This is a genomic window from Streptomyces diastatochromogenes, assembly GCF_002242805.1.
Taxonomy (GTDB): domain Bacteria; phylum Actinomycetota; class Actinomycetes; order Streptomycetales; family Streptomycetaceae; genus Streptomyces; species Streptomyces diastatochromogenes.
This window is the reverse complement of the sequence record NZ_MCGQ01000016.1, coordinates 354,368-379,339: the sequence shown is the minus strand read 5'-3', so window position 1 is coordinate 379,339 and position 24,972 is coordinate 354,368. Positions and strand designations below refer to the sequence as shown.

General features: G+C 70.1%; 22 protein-coding genes. 12 read left to right on the top strand and 10 right to left on the bottom strand.

Annotated features, from left to right (window positions below; all coding sequences use genetic code 11):
• Positions 1-82: 82 nt before the first annotated feature.
• On the bottom strand, positions 83-1,354 hold the full coding sequence (locus BEK98_RS21205) for an extracellular solute-binding protein (protein WP_094218170.1): 1,272 nt from the start codon (positions 1,352-1,354) through the stop codon (positions 83-85).
• Positions 1,355-1,736: 382 nt separating this feature from the next.
• Between BEK98_RS21205 and BEK98_RS21200 the strand changes: the two genes are divergently transcribed.
• Together BEK98_RS21200 and BEK98_RS21195 are read left to right on the top strand one after the other, a co-directional pair.
• On the top strand, positions 1,737-2,771 hold the full coding sequence (locus tag BEK98_RS21200; RefSeq protein WP_094218169.1) for a LacI family DNA-binding transcriptional regulator: 1,035 nt from the start codon (positions 1,737-1,739) through the stop codon (positions 2,769-2,771).
• A 68-nt stretch (positions 2,772-2,839) separates the two neighbouring features.
• Positions 2,840-3,706 carry a phosphatase PAP2 family protein gene (locus tag BEK98_RS21195; protein ID WP_208643178.1) on the top strand — a complete coding sequence of 289 codons (867 nt, stop codon included), beginning with the start codon at positions 2,840-2,842 and terminating at the stop codon, positions 3,704-3,706.
• Positions 3,707-3,739: 33 nt separating this feature from the next.
• On the opposite strand, the gene BEK98_RS21190 is transcribed toward BEK98_RS21195, so the two are convergent.
• Positions 3,740-6,748 (bottom strand): bifunctional [glutamine synthetase] adenylyltransferase/[glutamine synthetase]-adenylyl-L-tyrosine phosphorylase, encoded by a 3,009-nt coding sequence (locus tag BEK98_RS21190; RefSeq protein ID WP_094218168.1) that lies wholly within the window; start codon positions 6,746-6,748, stop codon positions 3,740-3,742.
• A 385-nt stretch (positions 6,749-7,133) separates the two neighbouring features.
• Between BEK98_RS21190 and BEK98_RS21185 the strand changes: the two genes are divergently transcribed.
• Positions 7,134-7,574, top strand: a complete 441-nt coding sequence (locus BEK98_RS21185) for a VOC family protein (protein ID WP_094218167.1) — start codon at positions 7,134-7,136, stop codon at positions 7,572-7,574.
• Positions 7,575-7,628: 54 nt separating this feature from the next.
• The gene (locus BEK98_RS21180) at positions 7,629-8,048 is read left to right on the top strand and encodes a VOC family protein (RefSeq protein ID WP_094218166.1); all 420 of its coding nucleotides are present in this window, start codon (positions 7,629-7,631) and stop codon (positions 8,046-8,048) included.
• Between the two features lie 191 nt (positions 8,049-8,239).
• Here the strand turns inward: BEK98_RS21180 and glnA are convergent, their stop codons facing one another.
• On the bottom strand, positions 8,240-9,601 hold the full coding sequence (glnA, locus tag BEK98_RS21175) for a type I glutamate--ammonia ligase (RefSeq protein WP_094218165.1): 1,362 nt from the start codon (positions 9,599-9,601) through the stop codon (positions 8,240-8,242).
• A 298-nt stretch (positions 9,602-9,899) separates the two neighbouring features.
• On the opposite strand from glnA, the gene BEK98_RS21170 reads away from it, so the two are divergent.
• Entirely contained in the window at positions 9,900-11,084 is a 1,185-nt protein-coding gene (locus tag BEK98_RS21170; protein ID WP_094218164.1) for a globin domain-containing protein, read from the top strand.
• A gap of 5 nt (positions 11,085-11,089) precedes the next feature.
• Here the strand turns inward: BEK98_RS21170 and BEK98_RS21165 are convergent, their stop codons facing one another.
• Both BEK98_RS21165 and BEK98_RS21160 read right to left on the bottom strand, forming a co-directional pair.
• On the bottom strand, positions 11,090-12,133 hold the full coding sequence (locus BEK98_RS21165) for an FAD-dependent monooxygenase (RefSeq protein ID WP_094218163.1): 1,044 nt from the start codon (positions 12,131-12,133) through the stop codon (positions 11,090-11,092).
• A gap of 100 nt (positions 12,134-12,233) precedes the next feature.
• Complete coding sequence (locus BEK98_RS21160) at positions 12,234-12,677, bottom strand: RrF2 family transcriptional regulator (protein WP_094218162.1); 444 nt, start codon at positions 12,675-12,677, stop codon at positions 12,234-12,236.
• A gap of 136 nt (positions 12,678-12,813) precedes the next feature.
• On the opposite strand from BEK98_RS21160, the gene BEK98_RS21155 reads away from it, so the two are divergent.
• From BEK98_RS21155 to BEK98_RS21140, 4 genes are all read left to right on the top strand, one after another.
• A complete protein-coding gene (locus tag BEK98_RS21155; RefSeq protein WP_094218161.1) occupies positions 12,814-13,506 on the top strand; it encodes a DUF3105 domain-containing protein in 693 nt (230 codons plus the stop codon).
• A complete protein-coding gene (locus BEK98_RS21150; RefSeq protein WP_094218160.1) occupies positions 13,503-14,132 on the top strand; it encodes a DUF305 domain-containing protein in 630 nt (209 codons plus the stop codon). Before BEK98_RS21155 ends, BEK98_RS21150 begins: the two co-directional genes overlap by 4 nt.
• 211 nt (positions 14,133-14,343) lie before the next feature.
• Positions 14,344-16,287, top strand: coding sequence for a S53 family peptidase (locus tag BEK98_RS21145; protein ID WP_094218159.1), 1,944 nt, complete (start codon positions 14,344-14,346; stop codon positions 16,285-16,287).
• Between the two features lie 92 nt (positions 16,288-16,379).
• On the top strand, positions 16,380-18,428 hold the full coding sequence (locus BEK98_RS21140) for an NAD(+) synthase (protein WP_208643177.1): 2,049 nt from the start codon (positions 16,380-16,382) through the stop codon (positions 18,426-18,428).
• 26 nt (positions 18,429-18,454) lie between these two features.
• Here BEK98_RS21140 and BEK98_RS21135 read toward each other — a convergent pair whose 3' ends face one another.
• Entirely contained in the window at positions 18,455-18,655 is a 201-nt protein-coding gene (locus BEK98_RS21135) for a DUF397 domain-containing protein (protein WP_094218157.1), read from the bottom strand.
• A complete protein-coding gene (locus BEK98_RS21130; RefSeq protein ID WP_208643176.1) occupies positions 18,627-19,490 on the bottom strand; it encodes a helix-turn-helix domain-containing protein in 864 nt (287 codons plus the stop codon). Before BEK98_RS21130 ends, BEK98_RS21135 begins: the two co-directional genes overlap by 29 nt.
• Before the next feature lie 115 nt (positions 19,491-19,605).
• On the opposite strand from BEK98_RS21130, the gene BEK98_RS21125 reads away from it, so the two are divergent.
• From BEK98_RS21125 to BEK98_RS21115, 3 genes are all read left to right on the top strand, one after another.
• Positions 19,606-19,830, top strand: coding sequence for a hypothetical protein (locus BEK98_RS21125; protein WP_094218156.1), 225 nt, complete (start codon positions 19,606-19,608; stop codon positions 19,828-19,830).
• Positions 19,827-20,234 (top strand): ATP-binding protein, encoded by a 408-nt coding sequence (locus BEK98_RS21120; RefSeq protein WP_094218155.1) that lies wholly within the window; start codon positions 19,827-19,829, stop codon positions 20,232-20,234. The genes BEK98_RS21125 and BEK98_RS21120 overlap by 4 nt, the downstream gene beginning before the upstream one ends.
• 638 nt (positions 20,235-20,872) lie before the next feature.
• Complete coding sequence (locus tag BEK98_RS21115; protein WP_094218154.1) at positions 20,873-21,391, top strand: SMI1/KNR4 family protein; 519 nt, start codon at positions 20,873-20,875, stop codon at positions 21,389-21,391.
• A gap of 372 nt (positions 21,392-21,763) precedes the next feature.
• Here BEK98_RS21115 and BEK98_RS21110 read toward each other — a convergent pair whose 3' ends face one another.
• The 3 genes from BEK98_RS21110 to BEK98_RS21100 form a co-directional block, all read right to left on the bottom strand.
• Complete coding sequence (locus BEK98_RS21110; protein WP_094218153.1) at positions 21,764-22,978, bottom strand: MFS transporter; 1,215 nt, start codon at positions 22,976-22,978, stop codon at positions 21,764-21,766.
• 95 nt (positions 22,979-23,073) lie between these two features.
• Positions 23,074-24,042, bottom strand: a complete 969-nt coding sequence (locus BEK98_RS21105) for an endonuclease/exonuclease/phosphatase family protein (RefSeq protein WP_425276617.1) — start codon at positions 24,040-24,042, stop codon at positions 23,074-23,076.
• A 269-nt stretch (positions 24,043-24,311) separates the two neighbouring features.
• Positions 24,312-24,941: a TetR/AcrR family transcriptional regulator gene (locus BEK98_RS21100; protein WP_208643175.1), complete on the bottom strand. Its 630-nt coding sequence runs from the start codon at positions 24,939-24,941 to the stop codon at positions 24,312-24,314.
• Between the last annotated feature and the right edge of the window lie 31 nt (positions 24,942-24,972).

Below are 24,972 nucleotides of genomic sequence, written 5' to 3'. Positions count from 1 at the left end.
TGGTTCAGGGGTTGGGCTGGGCACAGGTCGGTGGCCGCCGGATCCTTCCCCCCTCGAGAGAGAATCCGACGGCCACGCGGGCTCACTTGCTGAAGTCGGGCACCAGCTTGGTGATGGCCACCTCGGCGTTGCTCAGACCCTTGTCCAGCGACTCCTTGCCGCCGGCGATCTTGGGCAGCTCGGTGTCCAGCGGACCCCACAGGGAGCTGTACTCGGGCAGCGCCGGGCGGGGCTGGGCGGCGGCGAGGACGCCCTGGTAGCCGGCGATGCCGGGGTCGGCCTTGACCTGGGCGGTGTAGGCGTCGGAGCGGGTGGGCAGCGTGGAGTTCTTCAGGGCGATGGTCTCCTGGGACTTCGCCGAGGTCATGAACTGCACGAGCTTGAGCGCCGCGGCCTGGTGGGCCTTGTCGGAGCCGGCGTAGACCGAGAGGTTGTGGCCGCCGGTCGGGGCGCCCGCCTTGCCGGTGGAGCCGGCCGGGACGGTGGCGATGCCGAGGTTGGACTTGTCCGTGAAGGCCGAGCCCTTGTAGAAGTTCGTGATCTCCCAGGGGCCCTGGATGATCGCGGCGACCTTGCCGTTGACGAACGCGTCCTGGATGTGGGCGTAGGCGTCGGCGGTGGTGTCGGCCTTGTGCAGGCCCTTGCCGGAGAACGTGCTCAGCCAGGTGCCGTAGGCCTTCTTGGCGGCGGCCGAGTCCACGGTGATCTTCTTGGCGGCGGCGTCGACGGTGTCGGTGCCCTCGCCGTAGAGGAAGGTCTGGGCGTAGTAGGCCTGGGTGGAGCCCCAGTAGCCGTCGACGCCGGCCTTGGCCTTGACCTTCGCGGCGTCGGCCTTCAGCTCGTCCCAGGTCTTGGGGGCCTCGGTGATGCCGGCCTTCTTGAACAGGGCCTTGTTGTAGACCAGGGCGAGGGTGTCGGTGACGAACGGCACGCCGTAGGTCTTGCCCTCGTACTGGGCCTGCTTGATCAGGTTCGGCTGGAACTTGGCCTGGTCGGTGAGGGCGTCGGTGCCGTCCAGCGGCAGGAAGTAGCTCTTCTTCGCGAAGGCCGGGGTCCAGCCGACCTCGGAGCGCAGCACGTCCGGGGCACCCTTGGAGCCGGCCGCCGTGTCGAACTTGTTCTGCGCCTGGTCGAAGGGGACGTTGACGTACTTGACCTTGATGTTCTTGTTGGCGGCCTCGAACTGCGCGACCAGGGCCTTGTACGTCGGTGCCTCATTGGTGGCGTTGGAGGTGTCCCACCAGGTGATGGTGACCGGGCCGTCCGACTTGCTGTCGCTGTCGCTCCCGCCGCACGCCGTCGCCGCCAGGGCGAGGGACGCCACCAGCGCGGAGGCCGCTATGCCACGCCGCATGAGTTCTCCTTGAGGGTTAAAGCCCGAGTGATGCAGGGAGCGGTCCCGTCCGCCGTCCCCGCGGTCTTGCCGACTGCGCCGTTGCGGCCGCCGGGCGACTGGAACGTAACAGCGATGTAAGCGCTGCGAAAGACCTTGCAGAAAAAAAGTGCAAGAGGACACTGGGGTTACCACTCCGTGACCTGTCGTCGACCCGTACGAAACCCGGTTACGGTGCCGATCAGCGGGGATGGGGAGACTTGTGCAAGACTCTGCAAGCTCTTGCCGCCACTTAACTCGAGGGAGCGCGATGACGCAGCAATCCACGGCAGGCCGATCGCGCGGCCGCCCGCGGCGTCCCGTCGGTGTGCAAGGCGAGGTGCGGCCGGTACAGTCCAGTGCCGTGACCACACGGCTTGCGGACATCGCTGCGCAGGCGGGGGTGAGCGAAGCGACCGTCAGCCGGGTCCTCAACGGGAAGCCGGGCGTCGCCGCCACCACCCGCCAGTCCGTGCTCGCCGCGCTGGACGTGCTCGGCTACGAGCGTCCGGTACGGCTGCGGCAGCGCAGCGAGGGCCTGGTGGGCCTGATCACCCCGGAGCTGGAGAACCCGATATTCCCGGCCCTGGCCCAGGTCATCGGCCAGGCGCTGACCCGGCAGGGCTACACCCCGGTGCTCGCCACCCAGACCCCGGGCGGGTCGACGGAGGACGAGCTGACCGAGATGCTGGTGGACCGCGGGGTGGCGGGGATCATCTACGTCTCCGGGCTGCACGCCGACACCACCGCCGACATGCAGCGCTATGAGCGGCTGCGGGCGCAGGGTGTGCCGTTCGTGCTGGTGGACGGGTTCTCGCCGAAGGTGCAGGCGCCGTTCATCTCCCCCGACGACCGGGCGGCGATGACCCTGGCCGTCACGCACCTGGCCTCGCTGGGGCACACCCGGATCGGTCTCGCGCTCGGCCCGAAGCGGTTCGTGCCGGTGCAGCGTAAGATCGAGGGTTTCGTCCGGGCGATGCAGGACCAGTTGGGGCTGAGCGCCCCGACGGTCGAGACCGAGCTGATCCAGCACTCGCTGTACACCCTGGAGGGTGGTCAGGCGGCGGCGACCGCGCTGATCGAGCGGAACTGCACGGCGGTGGTGTGCGCGAGCGACATGATGGCGCTCGGTGCCATACGGGCGGCCCGGCAGCTGGGTCTGGAGGTGCCGCGTGACGTGTCCGTGGTGGGCTTCGACGACTCCCCGCTGATCGCCTTCACCGACCCGCCGCTGACCACGGTCCGCAAGCCGGTCCCGGCGATGGGACAGGCCGCGGTGCGCACGCTGCTGGAGGAGATCGGCGGGACGCCCGCGCCGCACAGCGAGTTCGTGTTCATGCCGGAGCTGGTGGTGCGGGGTTCGACCGCTTCGGCACCGAATGTCCTCCGTATGTCGTAGAACGTGCGGGGCGGACCCAACCTTGGGATGATCTGGCGAGGAAGCCTTTTCTGGCAGACTCTGTGCCTATGAGTGACTCGACCGTGACAGAACCGGAAGGTCGCGAGGAGGTGGCCGTTCCGCAGGCCGTCACGGGCGAGCACAGACAGGGTGTCCTGCACCGGCTGCGACGCCCGCGCAGGCCCCGGTTCTGGTTCGAGATCCTGCTGATCGCGGTGAGTTACTGGACGTACTCCCTGATCCGCAACGCGGTCCCGGAGCAGAAGGCCGAGGCGCTGCGCAACGCCGACTGGGTCTGGCGCGTCGAGCACCAGCTGGGCATCGCGCTCGAGGGGTCGGTCAACCACGCCGTGAACGCGGTGGCTTGGCTGATCATCGGCATGAACTACTACTACGCCACGCTGCACTTCGTGGTCACGCTGGGTGTTCTGGTGTGGCTGTACCACTGGCATCCCGGCCGCTATGCGGCGACCCGGCTGGTGCTGTTCGCGACCACGGGTGTGGCGCTGGTCGGTTACTACCTGTTCCCGCTGGCCCCGCCCCGGCTGATGAACGGCGGCCGCTTCGTGGACACGGTGGCGGTGCACCACACCTGGGGCTCGATGGCCTCGGGCGATCTGAAGCACATGTCGAACCAGTACGCGGCGATGCCGTCCATGCACATCGGCTGGTCGCTGTGGTGCGGGCTGACGGTCTTCGCGCTGGCGTCCGTGCCGTGGGTGCGGGTGCTGGGCCTGCTCTACCCGGCGACGACACTGCTGGTGATCGTTGCCACGGCCAACCACTTCTGGCTCGACGCGGTGGGCGGCGTTCTCTGCCTGACCTTCGGCTTCACGGTGGCCCGGCTCTGGTACGGCAGCCTGCCGTACGCCCTGCCGAGGCTGGTGCCGGCTCCGGCGCGGGCGGCCGCGCCGGTTCAGGTCCCGTTGGTGTAGCGCCGGCTCGGCCTCCGTCGGCGTAGGACCGGCTCAGCTCCCGTCCGCGTAGAACAGGTCCTTCACGACCGTGCGCGCCCTTCGGGTCGTACGGCGGTAGGCGTCCAGCATGTCCCCGGCGTGGCCGGCGCCGTAGCCCAGGTAGCGGCCGACGGCGGCCAGCTCGCGGGGTGCGGTCGGGAAGGTGTCCCCCGCCCGGCCGCGGACCAGCATGACCGCGTTGCGCACCCGGGTGGCCAGCACCCAGGCCTCGTCCAGCACGGCCGCGTCCTCGGCGGCGATCAGCCCGGCCGCGTGGGCGTGGGACAGGGCCTCGCGGGTGCGGGTGGTGCGCAGCCCCGGCTCGTGCCAGCCGTGGCGCATCTGGATCAGCTGGACGGTCCACTCGACGTCGGACAGGCCGCCGGGGCCGAGCTTGGTGTGCAGCTTGGGGTCGGCGCCGCGCGGCAGGCGCTCGGCCTCCATCCGGGCCTTCAGCCGGCGGATCTCGCGCACCGCGTCGTCGCCCAGGCCCCGCTCCGGATAGCGCAGCGGGTCGATCAGCTCGGTGAAGCGGCGGCCCAGGTCCTCGTCCCCGGCGACCGGCTCGGCCCGCAGCAGCGCCTGCGACTCCCAGACCAGGGACCAGCGGCGGTAGTACGCCTCGTACGAGTTCAGGGTGCGCACCAGCGGCCCGGACTTGCCCTCGGGGCGCAGGTCCGCGTCGATGAGCAGCGGCGGGTCGGCGCTGGGCAGCTGCAGCAGGCGGCGCATCTCGGCGACGACCTTGTTCGCGGCCTCCGCGGCCTCCCGCTCGTCCACGCCGTCCCGCGGCTCGTGCACGAACAGCACGTCGGCGTCGGAGCCGTAGCCCAGCTCGTGGCCGCCGAAACGGCCCATCCCGATGATCGCGAACTGGGTCGGCAGGGTGTCCCCCCAGCCGTCGCGGACCACCGCGCGCAGGGTGCCCGCGAGGGTGGCCGCGGTCAGGTCGGAGACGGCCGCGCCGACCCGGTCCACCAGGGCGCCCTGGTCGGGCTCGGCAGGGCTGGTCTCGGTGCCGTACGAGGAGACGATGTCCCCGGCGGCCGTACGGAACAGCTCGCGGCGGCGGACTCCACGGGCCGCCGTGACACCCTGCTCGGCGTTCTCGGCGCGGCCCGCGGCGGCGAGGATCTCCTGCTCCAGCGGGGCGCGGTCGCGCGGTTCGAGGCCGCCGCCGGTGCCGGTGGTGCCGTCGCCGAGCAGAGCCACCGCCTCGGGGTTGCGCATCAGGAGGTCGGGGGCGAGGCGGCCCGCCGACAGGACGCGGGCCAGGTTCTCGGCGGCCGCGCCCTCGTCCCTGAGGAGCCTGAGGTACCAGGGGGTCTTGCCGAGCGCGTCGGAGACCTTGCGGAAGTTGAGCAGGCCCGCGTCCGGGTCGGCGGAGTCGGCGAACCAGCCGAGCAGGACGGGCAGCAGGGTGCGCTGGATGGCGGCCTTGCGGGTCACGCCGGAGGCCAGGGCCTCCAGGTGACGCAGGGCCGCGGCCGGGTCGGCATAGCCCAGGGCGACCAGGCGCTCGCGGGCCGCCTCCACGCTCAGCCTGGCCTCGCCGGGTGCCAGTTGGGCCACGGCGTCGAGCAGCGGGCGGTAGAAGAGCTTCTCGTGCAGGCGGCGTACGACACCGGTGTGCCGCTTCCACTCGCGCTGCAGGTCGACCACCGGGTCGGTGCGCAGGCCCAGGGAGCGGCCGAGGCGGCGGAGGTCCGCTTCCGCTTCGGGGACCAGGTGGGTACGGCGCAGGCGGTACAGCTGGATGCGGTGCTCCATGGAGCGCAGGAAGCGGTAGGCCTCGTCGAGGCGGGCCGCGTCCTCGCGGCCCACGTAGCCGCCGGCGGCGAGTGCCTGGAGGGCGTCGAGGGTGGTGCCGCTGCGCAGGGACGGGTCGGTGCGGCCGTGCACCAACTGGAGCAGCTGGACGGCGAATTCGACGTCCCTGAGGCCGCCCGGGCCGAGTTTCAGCTCCCGTTCGATCTCCGCCGCGGGGATGTTCTCCACCACCCTGCGGCGCATCTTCTGCACGTCGGTGACGAAGTTCTCGCGCTCGGCCGCCTTCCAGACCAGGGGTTCCAGCGCGTCGACGTACTGCCGTCCCAGCTCGATGTCCCCGGCGACCGGGCGGGCCTTGAGCAGGGCCTGGAACTCCCAGGTCTTGGCCCAGCGCTGGTAGTAGGCGAGGTGGCTGCTGAGGGTGCGGACGAGGGGGCCGTTGCGGCCCTCGGGGCGGAGGTTGGCGTCCACCGGCCAGATCGAGCCCTCGATCGTGGTCTCGGAGCAGATCCGCATCATGTGCGAGGCCAGTTTGGTGGCGGATTTGAGCGCTTTCCCCTCGTCCGCGCCGTCGGTCGCCTCGGCCACGAAGATCACGTCCACGTCCGAGACGTAGTTCAGCTCGTGGCCGCCGCACTTGCCCATCGCGATCACCGCGAGACGGCAGGCCGCGGCGTCCCCCGGGGCGGCGACCTCCGCCATGGCCAGGGCCGCACGGAGCGTGGCGGTGGCGAGGTCGGCCAGTTCCGCGGCGGTCTCGTGCAGGTCCGTGGTGCCGCACACGTCACGGGCCGCTATCGACAGCAGGCAGCGGCGGTAGGCCACGCGCAGGGAGATGGGGTCGGTGGCCTCGGCCAGACCGCGCTCGAACTCCTCCACGCCGGGGTGCAGGTCCCGGGGCTCGTACGTGACCAGCGCCTGCCAGTCGCTCGGGTGGCGGGCGAGGTGGTCGGCGAGGGCGGCGGAGGCGCCCAGGACGCCCAGGAGGCGGTCGCGGAGGGGCTTGGCCGCTATCAGGGTGTCCAGCAGCTCGCGGCGGGCGGTGGGGGCGGGCTGGGACTCCAGGAGGCGTACCAGGCCGTGCAGGGCGAGGTCGGGGTCGGCGGTGGCGCCCAGGGCCTCCAGGAGGAAGGGGTCGTCGCGGACGGGGGCCAGTTCGCCGCTGTCCAGGAGGCGCTCGGCGGCGGAGGGGTCGGTGAAGCCGTGCCGCAGCAGTCGCGTGAAGGTACTGCTCCTGCGCCCCGGCGTCATCGGTGGCCTCCCCTGGATCTAGGTCGTCCTGGCCAGAGCCTAACCGGAGTGGGCGTCTGTGGCTCTGGGGCTGGTCCGTCTGCGGGGGCCGTCGTGGCTTGCGCCGATGCCTGCGGCGGCCCGTGCCGGTCCGTTGTGGCTTGGGGCGCGCCTGCTGTCCATGGGTGAGTCGGGGCCGCGCCGGGTGGTGTCCGTCCTCGGTCCGGCGGACGGTTCGCCGAGGGGTGGGCGGAGTTTTCGCCGGCCGCTGCGGGCGGACACCACCCGGCACGTCCCCTTCCCGCCGTGCGCGGCTGCCCGCGGCTTTGGCGTTTTCCGTGGCGCCCCGCACGGTTTTCGGCTTCGGTAAGGGCGAGGCGTTCAGCCGGACGTGAAGGAGTCGTTCATGGAGATGACGCTCGAAGTGATCCTGCTGCCCGTGTCCGACGTGGACCGGGCCAAGGCGTTCTACCGGGACAAGGTCGGCTTTCATGTCGACCTCGACGGTGAGGTGATGGAGGGCGTGCGGATCGTGCAGCTCACGCCGCCGGGGTCCGGGTGTTCCATCGCGCTCGTCGACGGGCTGCAGGTGCCTACCGGGACGCCGCAACCGGGGACGTACCACGGGATGCAGCTGTGTGTGACGGATGCCAAGGCCGCGTACGAGGAGCTGACCGCGCGGGGGCTCGACGTGAGTGAGCCGGTGCAGTTCGCGCCTCAGGACGGGGCCACCTTCATGTACTTCAAGGACCCTGACGGGAACGGGTGGGCCATCCAGGAGTACAAGCGGCGGACCACTGAGCCGCTGCATCAGGTGCTGGCCGCACTGGCCCACCGGGAGCAGTAGGTCACGCCCGCGTATCTGCGGAGAACGGAGCGGCGGGCGGGTCACAGTAGGGACATGGACGACAGAAACCTTCTGGCCCGGGGGCATGTGGCCACCCGGCTGCCCGCCCAGGACCTGGACCGGGCCCGCCGTTTCTACTCCGAGGTGCTGGGCCTGGAGCCCGTCGACGAACGCCCGGGCGGGCTGCTGTACCGGTGCGGGGGCACGGACTTCGTTGTTTTCCAGTCGACGGGAGCCTCTCCCGGCACCTTCACGCAGATGGCCTGGGAGGTTGCGGACATCGAGGCGGCCGTGTCCGAACTGCGGCGGCACGGGGTGGTCTTCGAGGAGGTCGACCTGCCGGGCATGCGCACCCGGGACGGCATCGCCGAGATCGACGGGAACTACCCGAGCAAGGGCGCCCGGGGCGAGCGCGGGGCCTGGTTCCGGGACAGCGAGGGCAACCTGCTGGGGATCGGGGAGCCGGTCCGCTGACGGGGCACCGCGAGGGTGCCGTGGTACGCAACGGCGGAACACATCCACCCTGCGCCACAACCTGGGCCGGAGCCACCTGAGCGGGGCGGCGGTCGGCTTCGGGAGCCGGGCGGTGAAACGCCGAAGGGCCGACGGTCCACCACCGTCGGCCCCACGGGATCGTTTCGCCGGGAAACCTGCCTGACCTGTGCCTACAGCACCGGCAGGTTCTTCCGCAGCTCGAACGCCGTGACCTCCGAGCGGTACTCGTTCCACTCGGCCCGCTTGTTGCGCAGGAAGAAGTCGAAGACGTGCTCGCCGAGGGTTTCGGCGACCAGGTCGCTGCGCTCCATGAGGGTCAGGGCCTCGCCGAGGTTCTGGGGCAGGGGCTCGATGCCCATCGCGCGGCGCTCGGCGTCCGAGAGGGCCCAGACGTCGTCCTCGGCGCCCGGCGGGAGCTCGTAGCCCTCCTCGATGCCCTTGAGGCCGGCGGCGAGCAGGACGGCGTAGGCCAGGTACGGGTTGGCGCCGGAGTCCAGGGAGCGGACCTCCACGCGGGCGGAGCCGGTCTTGCCGGGCTTGTACATCGGGACGCGGACGAGGGCGCTGCGGTTGTTGTGGCCCCAGCAGATGTAGGAGGGGGCCTCGCCGCCGGCGCCGGCCGTGCGCTCGGAGCCGCCCCAGATGCGCTTGTAGGAGTTCACCCACTGGTTGGTGACCGCGGAGATCTCCGCCGCGTGCTTGAGCAGGCCCGCGATGAAGGAGCGGCCGACCTTGGAGAGCTGGTACTCGGAGCCGGACTCGTAGAAGGCGTTGCGGTCGCCCTCGAAGAGGGAGAGGTGGGTGTGCATGCCGCTGCCCGGGTGCTCGGAGAAAGGCTTCGGCATGAAGGTCGCATGGACGCCCTGCTCCAGGGCCACCTGCTTCATGACCAGGCGGAACGTCATGATGTTGTCCGCCGTGGAGAGCGCGTCGGCGTAGCGCAGGTCGATCTCCTGCTGGCCGGGGGCGCCCTCGTGGTGGGAGAACTCGACCGAGATGCCCATCGACTCCAGCATGGTGATCGCCTGGCGGCGGAAGTCCATGCCGACGTTGGTCGGGGTGTGGTCGAAGTACCCGGAGTTGTCCGCCGGGGTGGGGCGGCTGCCGTCCAGCGGGCGGTCCTTCAGCAGGAAGAACTCGATCTCCGGGTGGGTGTAGAAGGTGAACCCCAGGTCGGAGGTGCGGGCCAGGGCGCGCTTGAGCACGTAGCGCGGGTCCGCGAAGGACGGGGAGCCGTCCGGCATGAGGATGTCGCAGAACATCCGGGCCGTGCCCGGGGTCTCCGCGCGCCACGGCAGGACCTGGAAGGTGGAGGGGTCCGGCTTGGCGATCATGTCGGACTCGTAGACGCGGGCGAAGCCCTCGATGGCGGAGCCGTCGAAGCCGATGCCCTCGTCGAAGGCCTGTTCCAGCTCGGCCGGGGCCACGGCGACGGACTTGAGGAAGCCCAGCACGTCCGTGAACCACAGGCGTACGAACCGGATGTCGCGCTCCTCCAAGGTCCGGAGCACGAACTCCTGCTGCTTGTCCATCTTCCGCTTCCCCATCCTTGCTGGTCAGGCCTCCGAGCTATCCCACCACAACACCATTTCCATCGCGTTGCGGACCTTGATCGCCCGAGCGTCCTCGGCCTGAACGCCTGTCGTACGGCAGGTGTCCTTCTCTGTTGCCCATCTTGCCTGCTCGCGCCGACATCCGTAATGGCCGGTCCGCTTCCCCCGTGATCGAGACCACGCCCATTTAATTTGCATCTCAGATGCAAGTTTTCATAGCGTGCCGGGCAGCAGAGCCGATCCGTCGAGCCGAGCAGTCGAGCCGTGAGGAGTCACGATGCTGTCCGAGCCGTCCGCAGTCACCGTCCGCGCCACCCTTCCCGCCGTCGGCGCGGCCATCGGCGAGATCACCGAGCGCTTCTACGCCCGGCTCTTCGCCGCCCACCCCGACCTGCTGCGGAACCTCTTCAACCGCGGCAACCAGGCCTCCGGCGCCCAGAAGCAGGCCCTGGCCGGCTCCATCGCCGCCTTCGCCTCCCATCTGCTGGACCACCCGGACCAGCGCCCGGACGCCCTGCTCGGCCGCATCGCCCACAAGCACGCCTCCCTCGGGGTGGCGCCCGAGCAGTACGAGGTCGTCCACGAGCACCTCTTCGCCGCCATCGCCGAGGTCCTCGGCGAGGCCGTCACGCCTGAGGTCGCGGCCGCCTGGGACGAGGTGTACTGGCTGATGGCGAACGCGCTCGTCGCCGTAGAGAAGCGGCTGTACGAGCAGAGCGGGAGCCGTGGGCCGCGGCAGTGGGAGGTCGTCGAGCGCGTCGACGAGACCGCGGACGTCGTCTCCTTCCGGCTGCGGCCGGTCGACGGGGGGCCGGTGGCCGACTTCCGCGCCGGGCAGTACGTCTCCGTCCAGGTCGCCCTGCCCGACGGGGCCCGTCAGATACGGCAGTACAGCCTCTCCGGGGCCCCGGGCGAAACGGTCAGGCAGTTCAGCGTGAAGCGGGTGCACGGCGGTACGGCCCCGGAGGGCGAGGTCTCGAATCACCTCCACGCGCGCGTGCGTACCGGTGACGTCCTGGAGCTGTCCGAGCCGTACGGCGACCTGGTCCTGGACGCCGGCCCGGACACCCCCCTGCTCCTCGCCTCCGCCGGCATCGGCGTGACCCCGATGGTCGCGATGCTCGCCGCCCTCGCGGCCGACGGCCGGCCCGCCCCGGTCACCGTCGTCCACGGCGACCGCTCCCCCGCCGACCACGCCCTGCGCACCGACCACGAGGCGTACACCGCCAAGCTCCCGGACGCCTCCGCGCACTTCTTCTACGAGCGTGACGCCCAGCCCGGCACCCGCACCGGCCTGGTCGACCTGGCCGACATCCCCGTACGGCCCGGCACGCGCGCGTACCTGTGCGGACCGCTGCCCTTCATGCGCGCGGTGCGGTCACAGCTGATCGAGAAGGGCGTGGCTCCGGCCGACATCCACTACGAGGTGTTCGGGCCGGACCTGTGGCTGGCCCAGGGCTAGGGAGGTCAGGCCCCGAAGCGCCGTGCGCCCTCCCGGCCGATCTCCTGGTTCTCGGTCACGTAGGGGCGAAGTTCCTGCTCGTACGTCGCGAAGGCCTTGGTGTGGTCGTCGGCGGACGCGGCGAGGGCGCGGGCGAGGGTGTGGGCGCCGATCAGGGCCTGTGAGGTGCCCATGCCGGAGGTCGGGGCGGCGCAGTAGCCGGCGTCGCCCACCAGGACCACGCGGCCCTCGGACCAGCGGTCCAGGTGCACCTGGCAGGCCGAGGAGAAGTAGAAGTCGGTGGCGGCGGACATGTCCTCCAGGAGGCGGGGCACCAGCCAGCCCGCGCCGGCCAGCCGGTCCCGGGTGATGCGCTCCTGTTCCGCGCGGTCCAGCAGGTCGAGCGCCGGGGAGTCGCTGGCGAAGGACAGGCTGACGGACGTCCGCTCCGGGTCCGCCGCGCTGAACATGTAGACCGCCCGTCCGGGGGTCTGCCACAGCGCTCCCCGGTGGTCCAGGCCGAGGTGGTTGGCCGTGCTGAAGCCGACGCCGGAGAGGCCGAGGTGGCGGATCGCCTCGGCGTGCGGGGCGAAGACCAGACGGCGCACCACGGAGTAGATGCCGTCGGCGCCGACCACCAGGTCGTACGTGTCCGGCTCGGCCCGTTCGAAGCCGACCCGGACACCGCTCGCGTCCTGTTCGATGCGGTCGATCGAGTCGTCGAAGACGTAGCGCACGGTGTCGGCCGTGTGCTCGTGGAGGATGCGGGTCACCTCGCGCTTGGGGACCTCCAGCTCTCCGGCGAAGGTCTCGGCCGGCAGTTCGCCGGCGCGGTTGCCGTCGGCGTCCAGGAGGTCGGTGCCGGTCATCCCGGTCGCGTGGGCGCGGACCTCCGCCAGGATGCCCAGTTCCTCCAGCACCTCGAAGGCGGGTCCCCGGAAGTCGACGGCGTAGCCGCTGTCGCGCAGGCCCGGGGCGCGCTCGACGACGGTCACCTCGTGGCCGTCGCGGTGCAGGAACCAGGCCAGGGCAGGTCCGGCGACGCTCGCGCCGGAGATCAGGATCTTCATACGTTCCCCCGTTGTCGATCCATGCGGAGGTCCCAGCCTTCCTGAGGCCGGTGCCGCTGATCAACGACCATTTCCGGCCAAGCGGCGGCCCCGCGGCCCCTCAGTCGCGCCCCGGCCCTCTGGAGATGCCCAGCAGCAGCGGGCCCGTCGGCTCCGCCACCATGTCCTGCACCGTCAGCGGGTCCAGCGTCGCGAAGAACGCCTCCTGGGCCCGGCGCAGGGCGCCGCGCAGGCGGCAGGCGGAGTGCAGGGGGCAGGGGGTCGCGCCCTCGCAGTCGACCACGTCACCGTCGCCCTCGAAGGTGCGGACGACCGAGCCCACGGAGGCCGAGCGGCCCCGTTCCGTCAACGTCAGGCCGCCGCCCCTGCCGCGGCGGGCGTCGACCAGGCCCAGGTGCTGGAGTTCCGCCACGACCTTGGCGGCATGCGTGTACGGGACGTCCATGTCCTCCGCGACCTGGCGGGTCGTGGGGCTGGCGTCGCCGGCGACGGCGAGCCGCATGAGGACCCGCAGGGCCAGGTCGGTGGAGCGCAGCAACCGCATACGGCGAGGTTAGGTAATGCGCATCCCGGGTTCAAATTATCCGGTTGCGCGCCCTCCCCTACGGACGGGCACTCCAAGCCCACTACGATCAGCGAGCCCCACCGTCCACGTCCGTTTCCCCCAAGAAGGACACCTCATGGGTTCCGCCAAGAACAGCAGCAGCGCGGCGCGCAAGGCGCGCATCGAGGAGTTGCGGCGCGCCGAGCGTGCCCGGGAACGCCGCAACCGGGTGCTCACCGTCGCCGCCAGCGCGGTGGTCGTCGGCGGTCTCGTCGTCGGCGGTGTGGTGCTCGTGAAGTCGCAGTCGGACAAGTCGAGCAAGAGCGACTCGGCCGCGAGCAGCGACGCCAAGGGCGGCTCGTCCGGGGACTCCGGGCACTTCACCACCGGCAAGGACGGCGTGAAGACCTGGTCCGGGAAGCTGGCGCGGACGCACGTGACGACCAAGGTGTCGTACCCGATGCACCCGCCGGTCGGCGGCAACCACAACCCGGTGTGGCTCAACTGCAACGGCGACGTCTACACCAAGCCGGTGCAGGACGAGAACGCCGTGCACGCGCTGGAACACGGCGCGGTCTGGGTGACGTACACCGGCAAGGCGGCCAAGGCCGACGTCGACGCGCTCGCGGCCAAGGTGAAGAAGACGCCGTACTCGCTGATGAGCCCGTACGAGAACCAGGCCGCCCCGCTGATCCTGTCGGCCTGGGGCCACCAGGTGACCGTGAAGAGCGCGAGCGACCCGAAGGTGGACAAGTTCTTCGCCACCTACGTGCAGGGCGACCAGACGCCCGAGCCGGGCGCCTCGTGCACCGGCGGGATGATGAAGTGAGGCGGCAGCACATCGGCTGGGTGGCGGGCGCGGCCGCGGCGGTGCTCGTCGCGGCCGGGGCGATCACGTACGCGGTCGCCGAGGACGGCGGATCGGATACGACGACGCCGGGCGTCGAGTCCGCCGACGCGGGGTTCGCGCGGGACATGGCCGTCCATCACCAGCAGGCCGTCGAGATGTCGTACATCGTGCGGGACCGCACGAAGAACGAGGAGGTCCGGCGGCTCGCGTACGACATCGCGCAGACGCAGGCCAACCAGCGCGGGATGCTGCTGGGCTGGCTGGATCTGTGGGGGCTGCCGAAGGTGTCGGCCGACGCGCCGATGACCTGGATGGGCATGGGTGACATGGCCTCCGGCAAGGACGGCGCGCTGATGCCGGGCATGGCGACGAACACCGAGATGAAGAAGCTCGGCACGCTCGACGGCAAGCAGGCGGAGATCTTCTATCTCCAGCTGATGACGGACCATCACAAGGGCGGTATCCACATGGCCGAGGGGTGTGTGGCCAAGTGCACCGTCGGGGTGGAGAAGCGGCTCGCGCAGGGCATGGTCGACGCGCAGCAGTCGGAGATCGAGTTGATGGCCGGCATGCTCAAGGAGCGGGGCGCGCAACCCCGTTCGTAACACCCCCGTAAGGATGAATGCCTCAAATCGCCCTGCATGAAGGTTACTTGAGCTTCTCTTGACCTTTGCGTTCCCCTGGCATGAACGGTTCATCGAAAGAGTGACCCCCATCGTGTGATCAGTCGCGGGCCGATTGACCGCCGCGGGCCGGTGTGCGGATCCACGACGTACCGACCACTACATGCATGCGAACCGCATCGCAGGGGGTTCTATGAGATCCAACCGCGCCAAGGTGCGCGCCGGCGTGAGCATGGCAGCGACACTGCCCATGATCGCCGGGGCGCTGGCGTTCGGTATATCCGCGGCGCACGCCGCGGACACCCCGGCTCGTGACGCACTGGCGGGCACCAAGCCCGCGTGGGCCACGGCCAAGGCGGACAAGGGTGCCACCGCCGACAACGCCCAGGTCAAGGCCCGGGTGTACCTGGCCGGCCGGGACCAGGCCGGACTCGCCGCCTATGCCAAGGCCGTGTCCGACCCCAGCTCGCCGCTGTACGGCAAGTACCTGAGCGCCAAGAAGGCGCAGGCCCGCTTCGGGGCCACCAAGGCCCAGGTGGCCGCGGTCAAGTCCTGGCTGAAGTCGGCCGGGCTCCAGGTCACCGAGGTCACCTCGCACTACGTCGCCGTCTCCGGTGACGTCGCCGCCGCCGAGAAGGCGTTCGGCACCCAGCTGCACAACTTCACCAAGGGTTCGAAGACCTACCGCGCCCCGGCGAAGACCGCCTCGGCGCCGGCCGGTCTGCAGGGCGCCGTCCTGACCGTCACCGGTCTGGACAACGCCCCGCACAAGTCGACCCACGACGAGCAGCTGCCGCCCCCGGACGCCGTGTTCAAGAACTCCGGGCCGTTCTCCTCGTACTTCGGCTCGAACATCGCGACCACGCTGCCGGACGCGTACGGCCAGAAGATCCCGTACGCGATCAAGGGCTACACCGGCAAGCAGCTGCGTGCCGCCTACGGCGCGGGCGACTACACCGGCAAGAACGTGCGCATCGCGATCACCGACGCGTACGCCTCGCCGACCATCGCCTTCGACGCGGGCAAGTACGCGCTGAAGCACGGTGACGCGGCCTGGAAGACCGGCCAGCTGCACCAGGTGCTGCCGAACAACTACACCAAGACCAAGGAGTGCGGCGCGGCCGGCTGGTACGGCGAGGAGACCCTCGACGTCGAGGCCGTGCACGCGGTCGCGCCGGCCGCCGACGTCACCTACGTGGGCGCCGCGTCCTGCTTCGACGACGACCTGCTCGACTCGCTCAGCAAGGTCGTCGACAACCACCTGGCCGACATCGTCTCCAACTCCTGGGGCGACATCGAGGCCAACCAGACGCCGGACCTCGCGGCCGCCTACGACCAGGTCTTCCAGCTGGGCGCGGTCCAGGGCATCGGCTTCTACTTCTCCTCCGGTGACAACGGCGACGAGGTCGCCAACACCGGTACGAAGCAGGTCGACACCCCGGCCAACTCGGCGTGGGTGACCGCGGTCGGCGGTACCTCGCTGGCCGTGGGCAAGGGCGACACGTACCAGTGGGAGACCGGCTGGGGCACCGAGAAGGCCGTGCTGTCCGCGGACGGCAAGAGCTGGACCAACTTCCCCGGCGCGTTCACCTCGGGCGCGGGCGGCGGCACCAGCAAGACCGTGGCGCAGCCGTACTACCAGAAGGGCGTCGTCCCGGACTCGCTCGCCAAGGCCAACAGCGCCGACGGCAACCGCGTCGTCCCGGACATCGCGGCCATCGCCGACCCGAACACCGGCTTCCTGGTCGGCCAGACCCAGACCTTCCCGGACGGGTCGCAGCAGTACAGCGAGTACCGCATCGGCGGCACCTCGCTGGCCGCCCCGGTGATCGCGGCGGTCCAGGCCCTGGCCCAGGAGGCGCACGGCGGCAAGGCGATCGGCTTCGCCAACCCGTCGATCTACGCCAAGTACGGCAAGAAGGGCGTCTTCCACGACGTCACGGACAACCCGACGGGCTCCGGCCTGGCGGAGGCCCGTATCGACTTCGTGAACGGCTTCGACGCCTCCGGCGGCCTCGCGACCTCGGTCCGCAGCCTCGGCAAGGACAGCTCGCTGTCCGCGGTGAAGGGCTACGACGACGTCACCGGCGTGGGCTCACCCGCGGGCGGTTACGTGCAGTCGTTCCGTCGTCACTGACCGGCCGGCGCTGATCCGCTGAAACGGTGGGGGCGTGGGGTGTGTGACACCCCACGCCCCCATTGCGTCGCTCTGACGATTACACTGGGCCCGTGCCTCCCTTGAACTTCTGGTCGATCTATCAGCATGGCTTCGCCCGCGTCGCCGCCTGTACGGGTCACACCGTCATCGCGGACCCGCACGCCAACTCCGAGGCGGTCCTGCGCCACGCGCGCCGGTGCGCCGAGGAAGGGGTGGCCGTCGCCGTCTTCCCGGAGATGGTGCTGTGCGGCTACTCGATCGAGGACCTGCTGCTGCAGGACCCGTTGCTCGATCAGGTCGAGGCGGCGCTCCAGGAGGTGGTCGCCGGGTCGGCCCAGCTGCTGCCGGTACTGGTCGTCGGCGCCCCGCTGCGCCACCGCAACCGCGTCTACAACTGCGCGGTGATCGTGCACCGGGGCCGCGTCCTCGGTGTGGTGCCGAAGTCGTACCCGCCGAACTACCGGGAGTTCTACGAGCGCCGGCAGATCGCCGACGGCGCCGACGAGCGCGGCGGTTCGATCCGGGTCGGCGGCGAGAGCGTGCCGTTCGGCGTGGATCTGCTGTTCGCGGCGGACGACGTCCCCGGGCTCGTGCTGCACGCGGAGCTGTGCGAGGACATGTGGGTGCCGGTGCCGCCCAGCGCGGAGGCGGCCCTCGCCGGCGCGACCGTCCTGGTCAATCTCTCGGGCAGCCCGATCACGGTCGGGCGGGCCGAGGACCGCAAGCTGCTGTGCCGCTCGGCGTCCGCCCGCTGCCTCGCCGCGTACGTCTACGCGGCGGCCGGCCTCGGCGAGTCGACCACCGACCTGTCCTGGGACGGCCAGACCATGATCTACGAGAACGGCGTACTCCTGGCCGAGACCGAGCGGTTCCCGCTGGGTGACGAGTACGCCGTGGCCGACGTGGACCTCGACCTGCTGCGCCAGGAGCGGCAGCGGATGGGCACGTTCGACGACAACCGCCGTACGCACCGCGCGCGGACCGCCGACTTCAGGACGGTCGCCTTCGAACTCGATCCGCCGCTCACCGACCTGGGGCTGCGCCGCCGCCTGGAGCGCTTCCCGTTCGTGCCGGCCGACGCCGAACGTCTCGCCTTGGACTGCTACGAGGCGTACAACATCCAGGTCGAGGGCCTTCAGCAGCGGCTGGCGTCGATCGGCGGCGCGAAGGTGGTCATCGGGGTGTCCGGCGGCCTCGACTCCACGCACGCGCTGATCGTCGCCGCCCGTGCGATGGACCGCGCGGGGCGCCCGCGCACCGACATCCTGGCCTGGACCCTGCCCGGCTTCGCCACCAGCGACCACACCAAGGACAACGCGCACGCGCTGATGCGTTCTCTGGGTGTCACCGCGGCCGAGCTGGACATCACGCCGACCGCGCGGCTGATGCTGAAGGAGATGGAGCACCCGTTCGCCTCCGGCGAGCCCGTGTACGACGTCACCTTCGAGAACGTGCAGGCGGGTCTGCGCACGGACTATCTCTTCCGGCTGGCCAACCAGCACGGCGGCATCGTGCTCGGCACCGGTGACCTGTCGGAGCTGGCGCTCGGCTGGTCCACCTACGGCGTGGGCGACCAGATGAGTCACTACAACGTCAACTCCGGTGTGCCGAAGACGCTGATCCAGCATCTGATCCGCTGGGTCATCAGCAGCGGGCAGTTCGACGAGGAGACCGGCAAGATCCTCGCCGCGATCCTCGACACCGAGATCAGTCCGGAGCTGGTGCCGGGCGAGGAGATGCAGTCCACCGAGTCCAAGATCGGCCCCTACGCGCTGCACGACTTCACGCTCTTCCACGTGCTGCGCTACGGCTTCCGGCCGTCGAAGATCGCGTTCCTGGCGTGGCACGCGTGGCAGGACGCGGACGGCGGCGCCTGGCCGCCGGGGTTCCCCGAGGCCAAGCGGGTGGCGTACGACCTGCCGGAGATCCGGCGGTGGCTGGAGGTCTTCTGCCGCCGCTTCTTCGGGTTCGCGCAGTTCAAGCGCTCGGCGATGCCGAACGGGCCGAAGGTGTCGGCCGGGGGTTCGCTCTCGCCGCGCGGCGACTGGCGTGCGCCGTCGGACAGTTCTGCGCGGGCGTGGTTGCGGGACCTTGCTCGCTTTGACATCCCGGAGGCGTGAGGGGGACGGCCCCCTGGGCCCCTAGTTCACCTCTTGAGCGAGGTGACGAAGGGGGCCCAGGCGGCGGCGCTGAGGATGAGGGCGGGGCCGTGGGGGAGCTTGGAGTCACGGACGGGGACGAGGCCGGGGTAGTTGTCGGCGACTTCGACGCAGTCCCCGCCGTCACCGTTGCTGTAGCTGCTCTTGAACCAGAGCGCGTCACTCAAGTCGATCCGATTGCTTGCCATTTCGGTAATCCTCTGCCGCTGCCTTGATCATGGCGAGGGACGTGTCTGGTGACAGCGCGACGGCCCTGAGCCGATCGTATGCCTTGCGATACTGCTTCACGAGGGCCGGATCGTCGATGGTGTCACCGCTGTACGACGCCTCGATATAGAGCAGCGGCGGCGCGTCCGGGAACGTCATGACCTTGATGGAGGCGGCCATCAGGGGATACGCGCCACAAGTCAGCGGAACGATCTGCGGAGTAATCCGGCGCCGCTCGGCCAACTCCACCACCCGGTCCAACTGTTCGGCCATCTCCAGCAGAGGAAGGATCGGATCCGCGATCAGCGACTCGTGCAGGACCGCCCAGTACTCCGGGGTGGAGTGATCCTCCTCGAAGAGGCGGGCACGAGCGAGTCGGGCCGTCACCTTCTCCTCAACCCACTCGTCGGAAGCCGCCGGGTGGGCCGACCGGACCAGCGTCCGAGCGTACGGGCCGGTCTGGAGCAGCCCGGGGAGGGTGATGGAGCACCACTCCTCAATGGACTCCGCGTACTTCTCCGCCTCCAGGACCTTCTCGAAGTACGCGGCATGCGGCCCCCGACGCGCCTTCCGCACATCCTCGCAATGCCGCTCGAAGAACCCGTCAGTCCGCAGCACCCGATCCGCATGCCGAGCCAGATCGATCGGCATCCTCCGCTCCCCGTGCTCGATGTCGCTGAGGTACGTCTTGCCGTAGAAGCTGCCCTCAAGGAACGCCTCCAACGACATCCCCGCCGCCTCCCGCTTCCACCGCAACTCCTTGCCGTAGAACGTCGGAACGCTCATCGAGCCGTCGATGTCCTTGCGCCGTGCCATCGTTCACCTTCCGCTGTCCCGGTCGCGAACGCGAAACCCCTTTCACCGTAGCGAGCCTGACGACAGCCTGTGAGGTGTTCGTCACACAACGCACCGGAACAGGACCACGCCACCCATGCCCGACCACTCCCCCACGGCCTACGACGTGACCCTCTGCGTGGAGGAACTCCGCGCCGCCCTCGCCCTGCACGGCATCACGCTGCCCTCCCTGCGCGTGGACCTGCCGAGCTTCGCGGGTACGTACGCACCGCCCGCCGGCCTCGTCGCGCTCGGGAACTGCAACACCGCGACGGCCCACGCGCTGGCGACCGCCCTCCGGAAGACGGCAGCCGGGCAGTGACCTTCGAACTCAACCTGCTCGCCACCCCGAAGGCCGTACCGGAGCTGCGCCACCACCTGCGCGCGCACGACTTCGAAGTCCGCCTGTGTGCAACCGAGTTACTGACGAACGTCATCGACCACCTCGGCGAGGGCACCCCGGTGACGGTCTGCGTCACCGGCACGCCCCACGGCCACACCCGCATCGAGGTCACCGATCCCGACCCGCGCGCTTTGCCAGTCTTCCTGCCCGCCACCGGCACGGCCGAGTCGGGCCGCGGTCTGGCCCTGGTCGACCAGCTCTCCCGGCGTTGGGGCGTGGATCAGGGAGCGGACCGCAAGACGGTCTGGTGCGAGCTGGCCGAACCGGGGCAGCCCAGGCCAGGCAGTGCGAACCCATCGGGATCGAAAATCAGTCATCCGTGATCACCTATCGCACCCCGTCGGTCATCCACATACACAGAAGCTTCACAGGAAGAACACAGGCACCCTGCGAGTCAGCACCACCTTCCAGCAGGCTGACCTGCCGAAAGGTTCACGCCACCACGCTCGCCACACGAAAGTGAACACCTGTACGAGTGCACCTGTGTGTGCCTAGAGTGTCGGCGTGCACCAGCGGAGCCTGACCGCTCCGTACGCGCACAGCATTCAGCGACCGGGGGAACGCCGTCGCTCACGGGGAGGGGTTGCATCGCCATGCCGTCGCGCTGGCCAGCCAGGGACCCGCGCTTCTGAGTCTCCGTGAGAATCCTTGCATCGCATCGGCCGATCAACCGGCGCATACACACTCTGAAGAAAGTGATGCTCCGTTGCCTTCCCGCCCAGGAAGATCGCTCATACCAACGCCAGGCCGTTCAGGACTGCTTGCCCGAATCATCCTTCTGCTGACCGCAGTCGCGGTCGTCGTCGGCCTTGCTGTGCGACCCGACCTCGCCGGCATCTCGGACCACGACGATGCAAGCCTCCTAGGGGATTCCTACGACGGCTATGACACCAAAGCGGCGGAACAGCTGCGCGGTGGGCACCAAGATCCCCAGCGGAATCGACCGGCCTGAGTTCGAAAGATGGAAGAAGGAATATTGGAAGAGCAGGGCAAAGGACTTCGGATGACGAGCGGTATGCAGGCAGCCGAACAAGTGATCAACCTCGTGCGTGAGAACGAGGACCTGGCTCATCATGGCGACGGCTGCTCCCCAGAGCTAATCGCACGAGCGGAGGCTGAGATGGCGCTCGCCTTCCCGCCCTCGTATCGGCGTCTGATCGAGGAATTCGGTACGTGGGAGATTCCGCCTGCCGAGTTCCCCGGCGTGTACCAGACGCCCGCCAGGGGGGAAGAACTGTTGGGATCATCCGCGTACACCCTGGAGGACCGCGCCCAGCTGGGACTGCCGCACCACTTCTTGGTCGTCATGCACGACGACGTCCTGGGGGTGGTCGTCCTCGACACCTCTCGGGCAGACCAGGACGGCGAGTACCCGGTCTTCGCGTGGAACCCGGGCGTTCCCGAAGGCGGCCTCATGGAGAAGATCGCGGACAGTTTCGGAGAGTTCGCGCTCAATGAGTGCCGCCAGAACCTGAGCTGAGTTTCGCTTCAGAAGATCGACTCCAGGCAGGGGTTCGTGCCTAGCGCGTGCGGACCCCTGCCTGCGCCCACCCCGCGCGATGGCCGAGGTGGCTGGGCTCTTCCCACGGGGCCGGCTAGTGATCCAGCCCGCGACGGCCCACTTCCCGTGGCTGGATGACGCGGAGACGACCGTGGCGGGCTTCCTGCGAGAGGGCGCCGCTCGCGACGGGGTTGGCGACCGGGCCTGAGCACGCGACGTGGCTGCCGACGGGCCCTGACCACGCGACCGCCCGCCTCTCGACCGACCGACCCGCCACCGCCCACCCCTCAGCCAACCGAGTCGGGTGGGCGTGGTGGGCAAGCGGGGGTCCAGGGGGCGGAGCCCCCTGGGTCAGTGCTGCAGCGCCCCCGACTGCTCAGGTACGTGAGTAGCGACGACTCGGCCCACTGAAGCAACCTCCCGACGCCGGTCCACCAGGTATGCCGCACTCGCCACACCCAGCCCCAGGACAGCCAACGCCGCCCCCGCAACCGCAGGCGATGTAACCCCAAACCCCGCCGCCAACGCCAACCCCCCGATCCAAGCGCCGCCGGCATTCGCCAGGTTGAACGCCGCCTGGTTGGCAGAGGACGCCAGCGAGGGAGCCGCGGCGGCCTTCTCCATGACCATCAGCTGCAGCGGGGACCCGGTGATGAACGCGGCCATGCCGAGCAGCGCCACCGCGAGGGCCGCGCTCCACTCGGCCCGCATCAGCAGAGGGAACAGCAGCAGTACGCCCACCATCGAGGCCAGCCCGCCGAACAGCGTGCCCCGCATCGACTGGTCGGCGAGACGTCCTCCCAGCAGGTTGCCCGCCGTCGCGCCCACGCCGAACAGCGCCAGCAGCACTGTCACGCTGCCCTCGGCGAACCCGGCGGAGTCCGTCAGCATCGGGGTGACGTAGCTGTACGCGGAGAAGAGCGCGCCGAAGCCCGCGACCGTCGTACCCAGGGCCAGCCACACCGGCACCGACCTCAGCGCGGCCAGTTCGCCGCGCAGGCCCGTCGTGGGGGCGGCGACGCGGTCCCGCGGGATCAGGAGGGCGAGTGAAGCTATCGCCGCCAGGCCGATCGCGCTCACGCCGAGGAAGGTCGCCCGCCACCCCAGGTGCTGGCCCATCAGCGTGGCGACGGGGACGCCGGCGATGTTGGCGACGGTCAGGCCGAGGAACATCAGGGACACGGAGCGGGCCTTGCGCTCCGGCGCGACCATGTTCGTGGCGACGACCGCGCCGACCCCGAAGAAGGCGCCGTGCGGCAGACCGCTGAGGAAGCGGGCGGCGAGCAGGGAGTCGTAGCCGGGAGCGAACGCCGAGAGCGCGTTGCCCGCGACGAACAGGGCCATCAGACCGATGAGCACCGTGCGGCGGGACATCCGGGCGGTGAGCGCGGCCAGCAGCGGGGCGCCGATGACGACGCCCAGCGCGTACGCCGAGACCAGGTGCCCGGCGGTGGGGATCGAGATGTGCAGGTCGTCCGCGACGTCGGGCAGCAGCCCCATCATCACGAACTCGGTCGTACCGATACCGAAAGCGCCGACGGCCAGAGCGAGCAGGGCCAGAGGCATGAAGGGCCTGTGCCTTTCAAGGGAGGAGAGCGGAGTTCCGTACAGTTTATGTTCAGCTTCGGAACAAAGTCTCCCAGGCCCAGTATTCCAACCGGTTACGAGGACGTGTCCACCTTCACACGAGCAGCCACCGGAAGGTGGTCGCTGTCGGTGCGCGGCAGGGTCCAGGAGCTCTCCGGCTCGACGCCCCGGACCATGATCTGGTCGATCCGCGCCATCGGGAACGACGCCGGCCAGCTGAACCCGAAGCCGCTGCCCGCCGCGCCCTGCGTGGAGCGCAGCTGGGAGGTGACGGCGTTGAGGGAGCGGTCGTTCATCGTGCCGTTCAGGTCACCGAGCAGCACGACCCGCCGCAGCGGCTCGTCGGCGATGGCCTCGCCGAGCGCGTCGGCGCTCTTGTCCCGCTGCCGGGCGGTGAAACCGGCCTCCACCTTCACCCGCACCGAGGGCAGATGGGCGACGTAGACGGCGAGCGGGCCCTTGGGGGTGGTCACGGTCGCGCGCATCGCGCGCTTCCAGCCGAGCTTGATGTCGACGTCCCTGACGCCGGTCATCGGGTACTTGCTCCACAGGCCGACCGTGCCGACGACCGCGTGGTACTTGTACGTCGACGCGAGCGCCTTCTCGTACACCGGGACGGCGGACGCGGGCAGCTCCTCCAGCGCCAGCAGGTCCGCCCCGGAGGAGGCGACGTCCCGGGCGGTCGCGGCCGGGTCGGGGTTGTCGGCGTTCACGTTGTGGGTGGCCACCATCAGGTCGCCGCCGGCGCCCGTCCTGTCGGTGAGCAGTCCGCCGAAGAGGTTCAGCCACACGATCGCCGGGAGGAGGATCGTGAGCAGGGCGGTCGCCGACTTCCGGAGCACGCCGAGGACCAGCAGGACCGGGATGGCCACGCCCAGCCAGGGCAGGAAGGTCTCCGTGAGGCTGCCCAGGTTGCCCACCCGGTTGGGGATGTGCGAGTGCAGCAGCATCACCAGCGCGAGCAGCAGCGCGAGGACGGCGAGGATGATGCCCCGGCGCCAGATGCGTGGATCGCCGCGCCAGCCGCCGAACAGGCGGTGCATCAGGCGCCGAAGCCCAGAACCCGGTCGCTCGGGCCCCGAGCCGCCGTTGTCCGTCTCCGTCATGTACGCCTGCTGCGCCATACCGTCTGCCTCACTGCCTGCCGTGCACACCGTCGTTCCCCCGTGTTCATCCGACCCTAGGGGATGATCGGCTCCGTTCCCGCCGTCCCATGACGGCCGTACGGAAGACGAGGACGAACGAGGCGGCGCCCGGGGTTCCGGTTACCCCCGGGAGCGGCGTGTTCTGTGACGAAACATGCACATACGTGCTACGAGGCTGTCGAGCTGACGGGCCGTAGGCCTTCCAGGACCGTGTCGACGATCTGTTCCGCGAGCCCCTCGGGCAGGTCGTCGTCCGGGCGCATGACGGAGCGCACGAGCATGGGGCCGATGAACATGTCGTTGGCCAGTTCCAGGTCGACGTCCGCCCGGAGTTCGCCGCGCTGCCGCGCGCGGCGGAGCACGTCCAGGGCGAGGGCGCGCCGGGGCGCTATGACGCTGGCGTGGTACGCCGCCCAGATCTTGGGGCTGCTCTTCATCTGGGCGTACACGTTGTGCAGGATCGCCGACGAGCGGCTCGCGAGGCCGCGTTGGCGCAGGGACTCCAGCAGCACGACCAGGTCGTCGCGCATCGAGGTGCCGGGGAGCACGGGGTCGGGGGGTTCGGCGGCGCGCACGACGTCGACGAACAGCTCCTCCTTGCCGCTCCAGCGGCGGTAGATGGTGGCCTTGCCGACCCCGGCCGTGCGCGCGACGCGCTCGATGGAGAGTTCGGCAAGGGGCACACCGTCCTCCAGGAGCTTCACCACGCCCTCCAGGATGGCGCGTTCCACGGCCTCACTGCGCGGTCGGCCCCGCACGGGCCCGTCCGGCCGCGGCCGGCTCTCGGCAAGGCTCACTCGTCCGTCCTTTCGCTGTGCTGCGGGAATT

Bases quoted from the DNA above. Each gene is read 5' to 3' on its own strand.
- BEK98_RS21205 (WP_094218170.1), bottom strand. From the start codon at position 1,354: ATGCGGCGTGGCATAGCGGCCTCCGCGCTGGTGGCGTCCCTCGCCCTG.
- BEK98_RS21195 (WP_208643178.1), top strand. From the start codon at position 2,840: ATGAGTGACTCGACCGTGACAGAACCGGAAGGTCGCGAGGAGGTGGCC.
- BEK98_RS21190 (WP_094218168.1), bottom strand. From the start codon at position 6,748: ATGACGCCGGGGCGCAGGAGCAGTACCTTCACGCGACTGCTGCGGCAC.
- BEK98_RS21185 (WP_094218167.1), top strand. From the start codon at position 7,134: ATGGAGATGACGCTCGAAGTGATCCTGCTGCCCGTGTCCGACGTGGAC.
- BEK98_RS21180 (WP_094218166.1), top strand. From the start codon at position 7,629: ATGGACGACAGAAACCTTCTGGCCCGGGGGCATGTGGCCACCCGGCTG.
- glnA (WP_094218165.1), bottom strand. From the start codon at position 9,601: ATGGACAAGCAGCAGGAGTTCGTGCTCCGGACCTTGGAGGAGCGCGAC.
- BEK98_RS21170 (WP_094218164.1), top strand. From the start codon at position 9,900: ATGCTGTCCGAGCCGTCCGCAGTCACCGTCCGCGCCACCCTTCCCGCC.
- BEK98_RS21165 (WP_094218163.1), bottom strand. From the start codon at position 12,133: ATGAAGATCCTGATCTCCGGCGCGAGCGTCGCCGGACCTGCCCTGGCC.
- BEK98_RS21160 (WP_094218162.1), bottom strand. From the start codon at position 12,677: ATGCGGTTGCTGCGCTCCACCGACCTGGCCCTGCGGGTCCTCATGCGG.
- BEK98_RS21155 (WP_094218161.1), top strand. From the start codon at position 12,814: ATGGGTTCCGCCAAGAACAGCAGCAGCGCGGCGCGCAAGGCGCGCATC.
- BEK98_RS21145 (WP_094218159.1), top strand. From the start codon at position 14,344: ATGAGATCCAACCGCGCCAAGGTGCGCGCCGGCGTGAGCATGGCAGCG.
- BEK98_RS21135 (WP_094218157.1), bottom strand. From the start codon at position 18,655: ATGGCAAGCAATCGGATCGACTTGAGTGACGCGCTCTGGTTCAAGAGC.
- BEK98_RS21130 (WP_208643176.1), bottom strand. From the start codon at position 19,490: ATGGCACGGCGCAAGGACATCGACGGCTCGATGAGCGTTCCGACGTTC.
- BEK98_RS21125 (WP_094218156.1), top strand. From the start codon at position 19,606: ATGCCCGACCACTCCCCCACGGCCTACGACGTGACCCTCTGCGTGGAG.
- BEK98_RS21115 (WP_094218154.1), top strand. From the start codon at position 20,873: ATGGAAGAAGGAATATTGGAAGAGCAGGGCAAAGGACTTCGGATGACG.
- BEK98_RS21110 (WP_094218153.1), bottom strand. From the start codon at position 22,978: ATGCCTCTGGCCCTGCTCGCTCTGGCCGTCGGCGCTTTCGGTATCGGT.
- BEK98_RS21105 (WP_425276617.1), bottom strand. From the start codon at position 24,042: ATGCACCGCCTGTTCGGCGGCTGGCGCGGCGATCCACGCATCTGGCGC.